The sequence below is a fragment of the Pseudoduganella namucuonensis genome (genome assembly GCF_900116645.1).
GTDB lineage: Bacteria > Pseudomonadota > Gammaproteobacteria > Burkholderiales > Burkholderiaceae_D > Rugamonas > Rugamonas namucuonensis.
Genome location: NZ_FPBO01000073.1, coordinates 1 through 14,934, shown reverse-complemented (window position 1 = coordinate 14,934; position 14,934 = coordinate 1). Strand labels below are relative to the sequence as shown.

Here is a 14,934-nt window from a genome sequence, read left to right as displayed (position 1 = left end):
CTGCTGCTGCGCGGCACCAAGCGTGAAGACGTGCAACGTGGTCAAGTTCTGGCGAAGCCAGGCTCGATCAAGCCGCACAACCACTTCACCGGCGAGATCTATGTGCTGTCGAAGGACGAAGGCGGTCGTCACACCCCGTTCTTCAACAACTATCGTCCACAGTTCTACTTCCGTACCACCGACGTGACCGGTTCGATCGAACTGCCAGCGGACAAAGAAATGGTTATGCCAGGCGACAACGTGTCGATCACCGTCAAGCTGATCAACCCGATCGCGATGGAAGAAGGCCTGCGTTTCGCCATCCGTGAAGGCGGCCGTACCGTCGGCGCCGGCGTGGTAGCAAAAATCCTCGCCTAAGAGGTAAGAATCCAGCCAAACTATGGCGCCCGGCAATGCCGGGTGCTATAATCACGGATTCCATTGTAAGTTTTACGTAGGGGCGTAGCTCAATTGGCAGAGCGTCGGTCTCCAAAACCGAAGGTTGGGGGTTCGAGGCCCTCCGCCCCTGCCACCGAATCTGGTGCAGGGCACCGAAAGTAAAATAGAATGTCTAATCAATCCGTGCAAACCGTTAGCACGTCAAACGACAAGTTCAAAGTCGTGCTGGCAGTGGTTGCAGCGATTGCGGGCGTAGTCGGGTTCTTTTACCTGGCAGGTCAACCATCCCTGGTGCGGGCAGCCGCGCTTGTGGGTGGTTTGCTTATTTCCGCCGGCATTGCCTACACCTCCACCAGCGGCCGCGATTTCCTGAATTTCGCCAAAGAGTCCGTTCGCGAGACCAAGAAGGTCGTTTGGCCCACCCGCAAAGAAGCGACGCAAATCACGATGATCGTGTTTGCCTTCGTGTTGGTCATGGCTATTTTCTTGTGGGGCACGGACAAGCTGCTTGAGTTCCTGTTGTACGACGTAATTCTGGGTTGGAAACAATAATGAGCGAAAATGTGCAAGAAGATGCGACCGGCGAACCGGTGCCGGGCGATGTTCCGGCACAAGATGCTGGCGCAGCGCTGAGCGTACCGGTTAGCAATAAGCGCTGGTATGTCGTGCATGCTTATTCCGGCATGGAAAAGAGCGTCCAGCGCGCGCTGACGGAGCGCGTCGAGCGCGCCGGCATGCAGGACCAGTTCGGCCAGATCCTGGTTCCCACCGAAGAGGTGGTTGAAGTCAAGAACGGCCAGAAGTCCGTCACCGAGCGCCGTTTCTTCCCCGGCTACGTGCTGGTCGAGATGGAAATGACCGACGAGACCTGGCACTTGGTGAAGAACACCAGCAAGGTCACCGGTTTCATCGGCGGCAAATCGAACAAGCCGACCCCGATTCCCGCGCGCGAGATCGACAAGATCATGCAGCAGATGCAGGAAGGCGTGGAGAAGCCGCGGCCGAAAGTGCTGTACGAAGTGGGCGAGCAGGTCCGCATCAAGGATGGTCCGTTCACCGATTTCAACGGCAATGTCGAAGAAGTCAACTACGAGAAATCCAAGGTACGCGTGTCGGTCACCATCTTCGGCCGCGCCACTCCGGTCGAACTCGAGTTCGGCCAGGTCGAAAAAGTTTAAACGCGGTTGTTCGCGTAAGCGCCTTCACGGAGCGCGGCTCCGGCTAAATCCGAAAAGAGGAGCCCCGCCAGGCAGCATCAGGCGGGGCGCTACTACTCAATCCAACGATAGGAAGTGCCCAAATGGCAAAGAAAATCATTGGCTTTATCAAGCTGCAAGTGCCAGCCGGTAAAGCAAACCCATCCCCTCCAATCGGTCCAGCGCTGGGTCAGCGCGGTCTGAACATCATGGAATTCTGCAAAGCGTTCAACGCGCAGACCCAAGGTATGGAACCCGGCATGCCGATCCCGGTCGTGATCACCGCATTCGCCGACAAGTCCTTCACCTTCGTGATGAAGACCCCTCCAGCGACCTACCTGATCAAGAAGCACTCGGGCGTCACCAAGGGTTCGCCGAAGCCACACACCGACAAAGTCGGCAAGCTGACCCGCGCTCAAGCTGAAGAAATCGCTAAACTGAAGACCCCGGACCTGACCGCTGCCGACATGGACGCCGCTGTGCGCACCATCGCCGGTTCCGCACGTTCGATGGGCATCACGGTGGAAGGTCTGTAATCATGGCAAAACTGTCCAAACGCGCTCAAGCCATCAAGGCTAAAGTAGACCGTACCAAAGTGTACGCTTTCGACAACGCTGTTGCTCTGGTTAAAGAACTGGCGACCGCCAAGTTCAACGAATCGATCGACGTGTCGGTGCAACTGGGTGTGGATCCTAAGAAATCCGACCAGGTTGTCCGTGGTTCCGTCGTGCTGCCAGCAGGCACCGGCAAGACCGTACGCGTGGCCGTGTTCGCTTCGGGCGAAAAAGCCGAAGCCGCCAAAGCCGCCGGCGCCGACGTCGTTGGCATGGAAGACTTGGCCGAGCGCGTCAAAGCCGGCGACATGCCTTTCGACATCGTCATCGCTTCGCCAGACACCATGCGTATCGTTGGTACCCTGGGCCAGATCCTGGGCCCACGCGGCCTGATGCCTAACCCGAAAGTGGGCACCGTTACCCCTGACGTCGCCACCGCCGTGAAAAACGCGAAAGCCGGCCAGGTTCAGTACCGTACCGACAAGGCAGGCATCATTCACGCCACCATCGGCCGCAAGTCGTTCGCCGATGCCGATCTGAAGACCAACCTGGTCGCCCTGATCGAAGCGCTGAACAAAGCCAAGCCGGCATCGTCGAAAGGCGTGTACCTGCGTAAAGTGGCGATCTCGTCGACCATGGGCGCCGGCGTCCGTGTCGACCACGCTACCCTGGCAGCTTAAGTCAAGAATTAAGTCCCGGCGCGAGCCGGGCGCATCTTTGGGCTGGTGGCGCGAGCCACCAGGCAATCAAAGACCGTTGGGCTCGAGGCAGCAGGCAGGCTTTGGGTTAATCGCCGCGAGGCGCCCAACGCAGATGGTGTACCCGATCAAGTTTTGTAGTCCATAGGACTCCTAACCTCGGACGCCGTTGTTCGAACCGATGCGAGGCATAACGCCGAGCATCATTTAAGGAGGTTGACCGTGGGTCTCAATCTGAATGACAAAAAGGCCGTCGTTGCCGAAGTTTCCGCAAAAGTAGCAACTGCGCAAACCGTGGTCGTGGCCGAGTACCGTGGCATCCAGGTTGCTCACTTGACGCAACTTCGTGCTAAAGCGCGTACCCAAGGCGTGTACCTGCGTGTTCTGAAGAACACGCTGGCCCGCCGTGCGGTAGAAGGTACGCAATTCGCCGCCCTGGCCGACAGCATGACCGGTCCGCTGATCTACTCGATCTCGGATGACGCCGTTGCAGCAGCGAAAGTCCTCAACGACTTCGCCAAAACCAACGACAAACTGGTCATCACGGCTGGCAACTACGCCGGTAAACAGCTGGATAAAGCTGCTGTTACCGCGCTGGCGAGCATTCCTTCCCGTGAAGTCCTCATCTCGCAGCTGTTGGGCGTTATGCTGGCTCCGGTGTCGGGCTTTGCACGTGGTCTGGCTGCTCTGGCAGCGAAAAAGAGCGAAGGTACGGAAGCTGCTCCGGCAGCCGAAGAAACCGCTGCCGCTTAATAGCGCGCTGTTTTTCTCAAGTAAACAATTCTGTAGCATACAAACAAATTAGGAGTTTCAAATGGCAATTTCCAAAGACGATATCCTGAACGCAGTTAGCGAAATGTCCGTAATGGACCTGAACGACCTGGTCAAGGCATTCGAAGAAAAGTTCGGCGTGTCGGCAGCTGCAATGGCCGCTCCAGCAGCTGGCGGCGCCGCTGCCGCTGTTGCTGAAGAGCAAACCGAATTCAACCTGGTTCTGACCGAAATCGGCGCGAACAAAGTTGGCGTGATCAAAGTTGTGCGTGAAATCACCGGTCTGGGCCTGAAAGAAGCCAAAGACGTGGTTGACGGCGCTCCTAAGACCGTGAAAGAAGCCCTGTCGAAAGCTGACGCTGAAGCCGGCAAGAAGAAGCTGGAAGAAGCTGGCGCCAAGGCCGAACTGAAGTAATCTAGTTGTACCGGCGAGTAGTTTAGCGCCCGAGCCAAAGTGAGGCATTCCTTCCGGAAGGGGGAATGCCGGCTTTGGCTCCTTTGTCGTCTGTGTCATATTTGTATCGTGTATTTGCAGCATGTCTCCATCGTCATGCTGCGGTTTGATCATATCGACCTGAAATGATAGAGGCTTGAGGTTTCGTCTGTGTGACGTGAGTTCCGCAGCGCACCCTGCAAAACCTGAATTTTCTATCCTTTCTGTCACTCACGGAGTGTCCATGCACTACTCATTTACTGAGAAGAAACGCATTCGTAAGTCTTTTGCGAAGCGCGCCAACGTCCACAACGTTCCGTTCCTGCTGGCTACCCAGCTCGAGTCCTACGAAAACTTCTTGCAAGAGCACACCGCTCCGTCCACCCGCAAGAATGAAGGCCTGCAATCCGCCTTCACTTCCATCTTCCCCATCGTTTCGCACAATGGCTTCGCGCGTCTCGAGTTCCTGTCGTACGTGCTGGGCGACCCCGCCTTCGACGTCAAGGAATGCCAACTGCGCGGCCTGACCTTCGCGTCGCCGCTGCGCGCCAAGGTGCGTCTGGTGATCCTGGACAAGGAATCGCCGACCAAGCCGGTGGTGAAGGAAATGAAGGAGCAGGAAGTCTACATGGGCGAACTGCCCCTGATGACGACCACCGGTTCGTTCGTGATCAACGGTACCGAGCGCGTAATCGTTTCGCAGCTGCACCGCTCCCCAGGCGTGTTCTTCGAGCACGACCGTGGCAAGACCCACTCGTCCGGCAAACTGCTGTTCTCGGCCCGCATCATCCCCTACCGCGGCTCGTGGCTGGACTTCGAGTTCGATCCGAAGGACATCCTGTTCTTCCGCGTCGACCGCCGCCGCAAGATGCCGGTGACCATCCTGCTGAAGGCGATCGGCATGACGCCAGAGCAGATCCTGGCGAACTTCTTCGTGTTCGACAACTTCCACCTGCGCTCCGAGGGCGCCGAGATGGAATTCGTGGCCGAGCGCCTGCGCGGCGAAGTCGCGCGCTTCGACATCGTCGATCCGAAGACCGGCAAGACCCTGGTGATGAAGGACAAGCGCATCAACGCCAAGCACGTGCGCGACATCGAAGCGGCCGGCCTGAAGCACATCTCCGTGCCGGAAGACTACCTGCTGGGCCGCGTGCTGGCCAAGAACATCGTTGACCCGGAAACCGGCGAAGTGGTGGCCAACGCCAACGACGAGCTGACCGAGGAAGTGCTGTCGCGCCTGCGCGAAGCGTCCATCAGCGACATCCAGACGCTGTACACCAACGATCTGGACCAGGGCGCCTACATCTCGCAGACCCTGCGCATCGACGACACGATGGACCAGACCGCCGCCCGCATCGCGATCTACCGCATGATGCGTCCCGGCGAGCCGCCAACCGAGGAATCGGTGGAGGCGCTGTTCAACGGCCTGTTCTACAGCCCCGACCGCTACGACCTGTCGGCCGTCGGCCGCATGAAGTTCAACCGCCGCATCGGCCGCGACGAACTGACCGGCATGATGACGCTGTCGAACGAAGACGTGCTGGCCGTGATCAAGATCCTGGTGGAACTGCGCAACGGCCGCGGCGAAGTCGACGACATCGATCACCTGGGCAACCGCCGCGTGCGCTGCGTGGGCGAGCTGGCCGAGAACCAGTTCCGCGCCGGCCTGGTGCGCGTCGAGCGCGCCGTCAAGGAACGCCTGGGCCAAGCCGAGGCCGACAACCTGATGCCGCACGACCTGATCAACTCCAAGCCGATCTCGGCCGCCATCCGCGAGTTCTTCGGTTCGTCCCAGCTGTCGCAGTTCATGGACCAGACCAACCCGCTGTCGGAAATCACCCACAAGCGCCGCGTCTCGGCCCTGGGCCCTGGCGGTCTGACCCGCGAGCGCGCCGGCTTCGAGGTGCGCGACGTGCACCCGACCCACTACGGCCGCGTCTGCCCGATCGAAACGCCCGAGGGCCCGAACATCGGCCTGATCAACTCGCTGGCCCTGTACGCCCGCCTGAACGAGTACGGTTTCCTGGAAACCCCGTACCGCAAGGTGGAAGACAGCGTCGTCACCGACAAGATCGACTACCTGTCCGCGATTGAAGAGGGCCGCTACATCATCGCCCAGGCGAACGCGACCATCAACAGCGAAGGCAAGCTGAGCGACGAGCTGGTCTCGTCCCGCGAAGCCGGCGAGACCATCCTGGTGTCGCCGGAGCGCATCCAGTACATGGACGTGGCCCCGGGCCAGATCGTGTCCGTGGCGGCCTCGCTGATTCCGTTCCTGGAACACGATGACGCGAACCGCGCGCTGATGGGTGCCAACATGCAACGCCAGGCCGTGCCTTGCCTGCGTCCCGAGAAGGCGCTGGTCGGCACCGGCATCGAACGCACCGTGGCGGTCGACTCCGGCACCACCGTGCAGGCGCTGCGCGGCGGCGTGGTGGACTACATCGACGCGGGCCGCGTGGTGATCCGCGTCAACGACGAAGAGGCGCAAGCCGGCGAAGTCGGCGTGGACATCTACAACCTGATCAAGTACACCCGTTCCAACCAGAACACCAACATCAACCAGCGTCCGATCGTGCAAGTGGGCGACCGCGTGGCCAAGGGCGACGTGATCGCCGACGGCGCGTCGACCGACCTGGGCGAACTGGCGCTGGGCCAGAACATGACCGTGGCCTTCATGCCATGGAATGGTCTGAACTTCGAGGATTCGATCCTGATCTCGGAAAACGTCGTCAAGGACGACCGTTACACCTCGATCCACATCGAAGAGCTGAGCGTGGTCGCCCGCGACACCAAGCTGGGCGCCGAGGAAATCACGCGCGACATCTCGAATCTGGCCGAGAACCAGCTGGCCCGTCTGGATGAATCCGGCATCGTCTACATCGGCGCCGAAGTGCAGGCCGGCGACACGCTGGTCGGCAAGGTGACGCCGAAGGGCGAAACCCAGCTGACCCCGGAAGAGAAGCTGCTGCGCGCGATCTTCGGCGAAAAAGCGTCCGACGTGAAAGACACCTCGCTGCGCGTGCCTTCGGGCATGGTCGGCACCGTCATCGACGTGCAGGTGTTCACCCGCGAAGGCATCGTCCGCGACAAGCGCGCCCAGCAGATCATCGACGACGAGCTGAAGCGTTTCCGCCTGGACCTGAACGACCAGATGCGTATCGTCGAGGGCGACGCCTTCCAGCGTCTGGAGAAGATGCTGATCGGCCAAGTGGTCAACGGCGGTCCGAAGAAGCTGGCCAAGGGCGCCAAGATCACCAAGGAATACCTGGCCGATCTGGACAAGTACCACTGGTTCGACATCCGCCCGGCCGACGACGGCGCCGCCACCGCGCTGGAAGCCATCAAGGAATCGATCAACGAGAAGCGCCACCAGTTCGACCTGGCCTTCGAAGAGAAGCGCAAGAAACTGACCCAGGGCGACGAGCTGCAGCCTGGCGTGCAGAAGATGGTCAAGGTCTACCTGGCCGTCAAACGCCGCCTGCAGTCGGGCGACAAGATGGCGGGCCGCCACGGCAACAAGGGTGTGGTTTCCCGCATCGTTCCGGTGGAAGACATGCCCTACATGGCCGACGGCACGCCGGCCGACGTGGTGCTGAACCCGTTGGGTGTTCCGTCCCGTATGAACGTGGGTCAGATTCTCGAGACCCACTTGGGCTGGGCCGCGAAGGGCCTGGGCATCCGCATCGGCGAAATGCTGGCCGCGCAGATCAAGGTCGAAGAGATGCGCAAGTATCTGACCACCGTGTACAACGAGTCCGGCCGTCCGGAAGACATCGATCAATTCAGCGATGAAGAGATCATGAAGCTGGCGTACAACCTGAAGAAGGGTGTGCCGTTCGCGACCCCGGTGTTCGACGGCGCGCACGAGTCGGAAATCCGCCGCATGCTGGACTTGGCCTACCCGGACGAGATCGCCACGAAACTGGGCATGACCCCGTCCAAGAACCAGGTCACCATGTACGACGGCCGCACCGGCGAGGCGTTCGAGCGCAAGGTCACCGTCGGCGTGATGCACATGCTGAAACTGCACCACTTGGTCGACGACAAGATGCACGCGCGTTCGACCGGTCCGTACTCGCTGGTGACGCAGCAGCCGCTGGGTGGTAAAGCCCAGTTCGGCGGCCAGCGCTTCGGTGAGATGGAGGTGTGGGCACTGGAAGCGTACGGCGCGTCGTACGTGCTGCAAGAGATGCTGACTGTGAAGTCGGATGACGTGAACGGCCGTACCAAAGTGTACGAGAACCTGGTCAAAGGCGACCACGTGATCGACGCGGGCATGCCGGAATCGTTCAACGTGCTGGTGAAAGAGATCCGTTCCCTGGGTATCGACATCGACCTCGAGCGTAACTAAAACCGGAAGTGCCGGGGTCAGACCCAGTGGGTCTGACCCCAGAAGTCCGCCGCTGGTTTTAAAAAGTTTAAGAATTTAATCACCTGGAGTGATACATGAAAGCTCTGCTCGATTTATTCAAGCAAGTACAGCAAAACGAGACGTTCGACGCGATCAAGATCGGTCTGGCCTCTCCCGAGAAAATCCGTTCGTGGTCCTACGGCGAAGTCAAGAAGCCGGAAACCATCAACTACCGTACCTTCAAGCCCGAGCGCGACGGCCTGTTCTGCGCCAAGATCTTCGGCCCGATCAAGGACTACGAATGCCTGTGCGGCAAGTACAAGCGCCTGAAACACCGCGGCGTGATCTGCGAAAAGTGCGGCGTTGAAGTCACCTTGGCCAAGGTGCGCCGCGAGCGCATGGGCCACATCGAGCTGGCCTCGCCGACCGCCCACATCTGGTTCCTGAAGTCGCTGCCGTCCCGTCTGGGCATGGTGCTGGACATGACCCTGCGCGACATCGAACGCGTGCTGTACTTCGAAGCGTACGTCGTGACCGACCCCGGCATGACCCCGCTGAAGAAGTGCCAGATCATGTCGGAGGACGACTACGCCGCCAAGTACGAAGAGTACGGCGACGACTTCACCGCCTTCATGGGCGCCGAGGGCATCCGTGAACTGCTGCGCTCGATCGACATCCACCGCGATGCCGAGACCCTGCGCGTGGAACTGAAGGAATCGAAGTCCGAAGCCAAGATCAAGAAATACGCCAAGCGCCTGAAAGTCCTGGAAGCGTTCCAACGCTCGGGCATCAAGCCGGACTGGATGATCATGGAAGTGCTGCCGGTGCTGCCGCCGGAGCTGCGTCCGCTGGTGCCGCTGGACGGTGGCCGCTTCGCGACCTCGGATCTGAACGATCTGTATCGCCGCGTCATCAACCGCAACAACCGCCTGAAACGCCTGATGGAGCTGCGCGCTCCAGAGATCATCACGCGCAACGAAAAGCGCATGCTGCAGGAAGCGGTCGACTCGCTGCTGGACAACGGCCGTCGCGGCAAAGCGATGACCGGCGCCAACAAGCGTCCGCTGAAATCGCTGGCCGAGATGATCAAGGGCAAGGGCGGCCGTTTCCGTCAGAACTTGCTGGGCAAGCGCGTCGACTACTCGGGCCGTTCGGTCATCGTGGTGGGTCCGCAGCTGAAACTGCACCAGTGCGGTCTGCCGAAGCTGATGGCGCTGGAACTGTTCAAGCCCTTCATCTTCAACAAGCTGGAACTGATGGGTCTGGCAACGACCATCAAGGCCGCGAAGAAGCTGGTCGAGATCCAGGAACCGGTCGTGTGGGACATCCTGGAAGAAGTCATCCGCGAACACCCGATCATGCTGAACCGCGCGCCCACGCTGCACCGTCTGGGCATCCAGGCTTTCGAGCCGGTCCTGATCGAAGGCAAGGCCATCCAGCTGCACCCGCTCGTCTGCGCGGCGTTCAACGCCGACTTCGACGGTGACCAGATGGCTGTCCACGTTCCGCTGTCGATCGAGGCGCAGATGGAAGCGCGCACCTTGATGCTGGCGTCGAACAACATCCTGTTCCCGTCCAACGGCGAACCGTCGATCGTTCCTTCGCAGGATATCGTGCTGGGTCTGTACTACGCGACCCGCGAGGCGATCAACGCCAAGGGCGAGGGCATGCTGTTCCCGGACGTGTCCGAAGTGATCCGCGCCTACGACAACAAGGAAGTCGAACTGACCACCCGCATCACGGTCCGTATCGTCGAGAATCCAAAAGACGCGGAAACCGGCGAGTTCGTGCGCACCCTGACCCGTTATGAAACGACGGTCGGCCGCGCCATCCTGTCCGAGATCCTGCCGAAGGGCCTGCCATTCTCCGTGCTGAACCGCGCGCTGAAGAAGAAGGAAATCTCGAAGCTGATCAACACCTCGTTCCGCAAGTGCGGCCTGCGCGCCACCGTGGTCTTCGCCGACCAGCTGATGCAGTCGGGCTTCCGCCTGGCGACCCGCGCCGGTATCTCGATCTGCGTGGACGACATGCTGGTGCCGCCACAAAAAGTCACCCTGATTTCGGCCGCCGAGTCCGAAGTCAAACAGATCGAGCAGCAGTACGCCTCGGGTCTGGTGACCGCCGGCGAGCGTTACAACAAGGTGGTCGACATCTGGGGCAAGACCTCGGACGAAGTCGGCAAGGCCATGATGGACCAGCTGAAAGTGGAAGACGTCGTCAAGCGCGACGGCACCACCACCACCCAGGAATCGTTCAACGCGATTTACATGATGGCCGACTCCGGCGCCCGCGGTTCCGCGGCCCAGATTCGCCAGCTGGCTGGTATGCGTGGTCTGATGGCGAAACCGGACGGTTCGATTATCGAAACGCCGATCACCGCGAACTTCCGCGAAGGCCTGAACGTGTTGCAGTACTTCATCTCGACCCACGGCGCTCGTAAAGGTCTGGCGGATACGGCGCTGAAGACCGCGAACTCGGGTTACCTGACCCGCCGTCTGGTCGACGTGACCCAGGATCTGGTCGTGATCGAGGACGATTGCGGCACCTCCAACGGCACGCTGATGAAGGCGATGGTCGAAGGCGGTGAAGTGATCGAAGCCCTGCGCGACCGTATCCTCGGCCGCGTGGCGGGCACCGACATCGTCAATCCGGAAACCCAGGAAACCGTGTACGAAGCCGGCACCTTGCTGGACGAAGACATGGTGGAAGACATCGAACGCATGGGCGTGGACGAAGTCAAGGTCCGCACCCCGCTGACCTGCGACACGCGCTTCGGCCTGTGCGCCAAGTGCTACGGCCGCGACCTGGGCCGCGGCATGCTGGTGAACTCCGGCGAAGCGGTCGGTGTGGTCGCCGCGCAGTCGATCGGCGAACCGGGCACCCAGCTGACCATGCGTACCTTCCACATCGGTGGCGCGGCGTCGCGCGCGGCGGTGGCCTCCTCGGTGGAAGCGAAGTCGAACGGTATCATCCGCTTCACCTCGACCATGCGTTACGTCACCAACGGCAAGGGCGCGCAAATCGTCATTTCCCGTTCGGGCGAAGTGCTGATCACCGACGACCACGGCCGTGAGCGCGAGCGCCACAAGGTGCCGTACGGCGCGACCCTGATCGTCAAGGACGGCATGACGGTGAAAGCCGGCATCGCCCTGGCGACCTGGGATCCGCTGACCCGTCCGATCATCACCGAGTACGCCGGTACGGTGCGCTTCGAGAACGTCGAGGAAGGCGTGACCGTGGCCCGTCAGGTGGACGAGGTGACCGGTCTGGCCACGCTGGTCGTGATCGACGCGAAACGCCGCGGCAACCTGACCAAGACCATGCGTCCGCAGGTGAAACTGCTGAACGAGGAAGGCGCCGAAGTGAAGATCGCCGGCACCGAACACGCCGTGGCGATCGGCTTCCAGGTCGGCGCGCTGATCATGGTGAAGGACGGCCAGCAAGTGTCCGTGGGCGAGGTTCTGGCGCGTATCCCGACCGAATCGCAGAAAACCCGCGACATTACCGGTGGTCTGCCGCGTGTCGCCGAGCTGTTCGAAGCGCGTTCGCCGAAAGACGCGGGCATGCTGGCGGAAGTCACCGGTACGGTTGCGTTTGGTAAAGAAACCAAGGGCAAACAGCGTCTGGAAATCACGGACATGGACGGCAACAAGCACGAGTTCCTGATCACCAAGGACAAGCAAGTGCTGGTCCACGACGGCCAGGTGGTGAACAAGGGCGAGATGATCGTGGACGGCCCGGCCGATCCGCAAGACATCCTGCGCCTGCTGGGTATCGAGGCGCTGGCGCGTTACATCGTCGACGAAGTGCAGGACGTGTACCGTCTGCAGGGCGTGAAGATCAACGACAAGCACATCGAGGTGATCGTTCGCCAGATGCTGCGCCGCGTGCAGATCGTCAACGCCGGCGACACCGACTACATCGTCGGCGAGCAGGTGGAGCGCTCGGAGCTGCTGGAAGAGAACGACAAGGTCAACGCCGCCAACAAGATCCCGGCGACGTACGAAAACGTGCTGCTGGGTATCACCAAGGCATCGCTGTCGACCGACTCGTTCATCTCGGCGGCGTCGTTCCAGGAAACCACCCGCGTGCTGACCGAAGCGGCGATCATGGGCAAGCGCGACGGTCTGCGCGGCCTGAAGGAAAACGTCATCGTCGGCCGCCTGATTCCTGGCGGCACCGGCCTGGCCTTCCACCGCGCCCGCCGCGAGAAGGAAGTGTGGGAAGCCGAAGAGCGCAAAGCCCTGCTGGAGGCCGAACGCGCCGCCATCGTGGCCGAGCTGCCAGCTTCGGAAGAACAGCACCACAGCGACGAAGCGTAAGCTTCCTCCGCTCCAAACAGAACGGCGCCCTCGGGCGCCGTTTTTTTATCCTGCCGCTGGAATCAGCTGCCCGCGCAAGGCCTCGTCGTCGCCGTTGAAGTGTAAGCGGCTAACCGAGCCACCTTCCGTCAGCGCTTAGGCCTGTGTAGAGTTTGCGAACGGTAGCAGCGAGTCGATCCTGCTGTTGGGGCAAGTTGGGAGTTTGGCGAGGGTGTCAGCCAACCAGCGTGCCGGATCGAGCCCGTTGAGTTTGGCAGTGGCAAACAGACTTTGGATAGCGGCAGCACGACGGCCCGCCCGTTCCGAGCCCGCGAACAGCCAGTTCTTTTTGCCGATCGCAATTGGGCGGATCGCATTCTCGACCGGATTGTTGTCGATGGGCAGACTGCCGGAGCCGGCGTAGCGCTGCAGCGCGGGCCAGCGCTTGAGCGCATGGTCGATCGCCTTGCCAGTGGCGCTGCCGACGGCAATGGTCCGCCGGCTCGCCAGAAGCCATGCGTGCAGTTCGGCCAGCGCCGGCATTGCCAATTGCTGGCGTAACGCAATGCGTCCCGGCGGATCCAGTCCGGCGCCCTGCTGCTCAATGGCGTACAGCTCGGCGATGCGGCGTAATGCTTCCCCAGCCACAGGGCTGCCGCTGGCGGCATGCACGTCGAAGAACTTGCGTCGAATGTGGGCCAGGCAAGCCAATTCGATGGGGCCATCGGTAAACATGGCCTTGTAGCCGGCATAGTCGTCCACCATCAGATGGCCGCGCCAGCCATGCAGGAAGGCGCGCGCATGGGCGCCTGCACGGCTGGTCTGGTAGTCGAACACGACGATAGGCGGGCCGGCATCGAGCACGCCGGAACGGTAGGCCCACAGGTAGGCGCTATGGGTCTTGCCGCTACCGGGATCAAGCTGGCGCACTGGTGTTTCGTCGGCATGCAAGCACGCGTGTTGCCGCAGCAGCTCGGCCAGGCGGTCGGCCAAGGGCTGCAGGGCCACACCGATGCGGCCGATCCACGCTGCCAGCGTTGAACGAGCCAGCGGCACACCCTGGCGCGCCGCGATCTGCTCGATCCGGTACAAGGGCAAATGGTCGAGGTATTTGCACGCCGCGATCCATGCCAGCAGGCCAACGGCGGCCATGCCGCCATCAATAACGGCAGCCGGGATTGGCGCGGCCGTCACCGTCTCGCAAGGACGGCAAGCGTATTGCGGGCGAATGTGGCGGTGTACGAAGAAGCGTGCCGGTTCCACGTCCAGTTGCTCGCTGACGTCCTCGCCAATCTTGACCAGGTCGGCGCCGCATTGGCCGCACTGGCAAGACGCTGGCTCATGGCGGTGCTCGATGCGCGGCAACTCCGGCGGCAAACTCTGGCGGCCGGCGCGCTTGCGCTGCCGGGCGGCTGGTGCCTGTCCCTCTAGTTCTTCCTCGATGGCGGCCAGGTCCATCTCGACCGTTTCCTCGAACAGCAGGCGCTGTTCGCCGGCGAGCTCTTCACTGGCCTTGCCGAAACGGACCCGGCGGTAGTACGCCAGTTCATGGGTCAGCGCGGTGATCTTGAAGTCCTTCTCGGCCAGCACGGCATCGCGCTGCTGCAGCTCGGCCTGCTGCTGTGCGACCAGGGCGCGCACTTGCGCCAGCAGCGCTGGGTCAATGTCGGTGCGGGCAAGTTCGTCGAGCGGGTCCATGACTGAGCAGTGTAGCGGCCATCGAGCACGTTTACAAGCACAACAGTTTACGTCCTCACAGTCGCCATTGCGCCGGTGTCGGCGCCGACAGGCGCTGCCAGTCCACGCCCGCCACCAGCCACCGCCATTGCTCGGCGCTCATCTGCCAGCAGGCCTCGTCCGCTTGCGGCCAGACGAACTGCCCGCGGTGCAGCCGACGCAGGCACATCCAGACGCCGGTGCCGTCCCAGCACACCAGCTTGAGGCGGGTCCGGCGGCGGTTGGCAAACACGTAGGCGGTGCCGTCGCAAGGCGGGCGCCCCAGGGCCTGCTGCACATGCAAGGACAGCCCATCGATCCCTGTACGCATGTCCACCGCCGCTGTGGCCAGCCAGATCCCATCGGCTGCCAGCTGCATCACAGCGCGCGCATCAACTCGGCCAGCCAGCTGGCCGGCACATCGCCCGGCACGGTCAACGTCCAGCCGCGCTCGCTGCGCAGGCTGAGCGCCGCCGCTGGTGCCGGCACTGCTGCTATCCGCACCGGCAACAGAGCAGCTGCCACCTGGGACT

Annotated in this window: 11 protein-coding genes and 1 tRNA gene; 10 read left to right on the top strand and 2 right to left on the bottom strand. The window is 61.6% G+C overall.

Features of this window, described 5'->3' with window-relative positions:
* The 10 genes from BM436_RS35120 to rpoC all read left to right on the top strand — a co-directional run.
* Positions 1-357: EF-Tu C-terminal domain-related protein (locus tag BM436_RS35120; RefSeq protein WP_093561572.1), on the top strand; the 357-nt coding region annotated here is incomplete at its 5' end.
* A 78-nt stretch (positions 358-435) separates the two neighbouring features.
* Positions 436-511: transfer RNA gene (locus BM436_RS35115), tRNA-Trp, on the top strand.
* Positions 512-546: 35 nt separating this feature from the next.
* Positions 547-930, top strand: a complete 384-nt coding sequence (secE, locus tag BM436_RS35110; RefSeq protein WP_093561571.1) for a preprotein translocase subunit SecE — start codon at positions 547-549, stop codon at positions 928-930.
* A complete protein-coding gene (gene nusG, locus BM436_RS35105; RefSeq protein ID WP_093561570.1) occupies positions 930-1,556 on the top strand; it encodes a transcription termination/antitermination protein NusG in 627 nt (208 codons plus the stop codon). The genes secE and nusG overlap by 1 nt, the downstream gene beginning before the upstream one ends.
* A gap of 122 nt (positions 1,557-1,678) precedes the next feature.
* Complete coding sequence (gene rplK, locus BM436_RS35100; RefSeq protein ID WP_093561569.1) at positions 1,679-2,110, top strand: 50S ribosomal protein L11; 432 nt, start codon at positions 1,679-1,681, stop codon at positions 2,108-2,110.
* Positions 2,111-2,112: 2 nt separating this feature from the next.
* Positions 2,113-2,808 carry a 50S ribosomal protein L1 gene (rplA, locus tag BM436_RS35095; protein ID WP_093561568.1) on the top strand — a complete coding sequence of 232 codons (696 nt, stop codon included), beginning with the start codon at positions 2,113-2,115 and terminating at the stop codon, positions 2,806-2,808.
* 240 nt (positions 2,809-3,048) lie between these two features.
* Positions 3,049-3,579: a 50S ribosomal protein L10 gene (rplJ, locus tag BM436_RS35090; protein ID WP_093561573.1), complete on the top strand. Its 531-nt coding sequence runs from the start codon at positions 3,049-3,051 to the stop codon at positions 3,577-3,579.
* Positions 3,580-3,640: 61 nt separating this feature from the next.
* Entirely contained in the window at positions 3,641-4,012 is a 372-nt protein-coding gene (rplL, locus tag BM436_RS35085) for a 50S ribosomal protein L7/L12 (RefSeq protein ID WP_093561567.1), read from the top strand.
* Between the two features lie 262 nt (positions 4,013-4,274).
* Positions 4,275-8,384 (top strand): DNA-directed RNA polymerase subunit beta, encoded by a 4,110-nt coding sequence (rpoB, locus tag BM436_RS35080; RefSeq protein ID WP_093561566.1) that lies wholly within the window; start codon positions 4,275-4,277, stop codon positions 8,382-8,384.
* Between the two features lie 95 nt (positions 8,385-8,479).
* Positions 8,480-12,706, top strand: coding sequence for a DNA-directed RNA polymerase subunit beta' (gene rpoC / locus BM436_RS35075; RefSeq protein ID WP_093561565.1), 4,227 nt, complete (start codon positions 8,480-8,482; stop codon positions 12,704-12,706).
* A gap of 135 nt (positions 12,707-12,841) precedes the next feature.
* Here rpoC and tnpC read toward each other — a convergent pair whose 3' ends face one another.
* Together tnpC and tnpB are read right to left on the bottom strand one after the other, a co-directional pair.
* The gene (gene tnpC, locus BM436_RS35070; protein WP_093559441.1) at positions 12,842-14,383 is read right to left on the bottom strand and encodes an IS66 family transposase; all 1,542 of its coding nucleotides are present in this window, start codon (positions 14,381-14,383) and stop codon (positions 12,842-12,844) included.
* 55 nt (positions 14,384-14,438) lie between these two features.
* Positions 14,439-14,780: an IS66 family insertion sequence element accessory protein TnpB gene (tnpB, locus tag BM436_RS35065; protein ID WP_093559439.1), complete on the bottom strand. Its 342-nt coding sequence runs from the start codon at positions 14,778-14,780 to the stop codon at positions 14,439-14,441.
* Positions 14,781-14,934: the final 154 nt, after the last annotated feature.

Excerpts from the sequence above, each read along its gene's own strand:
- rpoC (WP_093561565.1), top strand. The coding sequence starts at position 8,480 with ATGAAAGCTCTGCTCGATTTATTCAAGCAAGTACAGCAAAACGAGACG.
- rplL (WP_093561567.1), top strand. The coding sequence starts at position 3,641 with ATGGCAATTTCCAAAGACGATATCCTGAACGCAGTTAGCGAAATGTCC.
- tnpC (WP_093559441.1), bottom strand. The coding sequence starts at position 14,383 with ATGGACCCGCTCGACGAACTTGCCCGCACCGACATTGACCCAGCGCTG.
- tnpB (WP_093559439.1), bottom strand. The coding sequence starts at position 14,780 with ATGCAGCTGGCAGCCGATGGGATCTGGCTGGCCACAGCGGCGGTGGAC.
- secE (WP_093561571.1), top strand. The coding sequence starts at position 547 with ATGTCTAATCAATCCGTGCAAACCGTTAGCACGTCAAACGACAAGTTC.
- rplK (WP_093561569.1), top strand. The coding sequence starts at position 1,679 with ATGGCAAAGAAAATCATTGGCTTTATCAAGCTGCAAGTGCCAGCCGGT.
- nusG (WP_093561570.1), top strand. The coding sequence starts at position 930 with ATGAGCGAAAATGTGCAAGAAGATGCGACCGGCGAACCGGTGCCGGGC.
- rplA (WP_093561568.1), top strand. The coding sequence starts at position 2,113 with ATGGCAAAACTGTCCAAACGCGCTCAAGCCATCAAGGCTAAAGTAGAC.
- rpoB (WP_093561566.1), top strand. The coding sequence starts at position 4,275 with ATGCACTACTCATTTACTGAGAAGAAACGCATTCGTAAGTCTTTTGCG.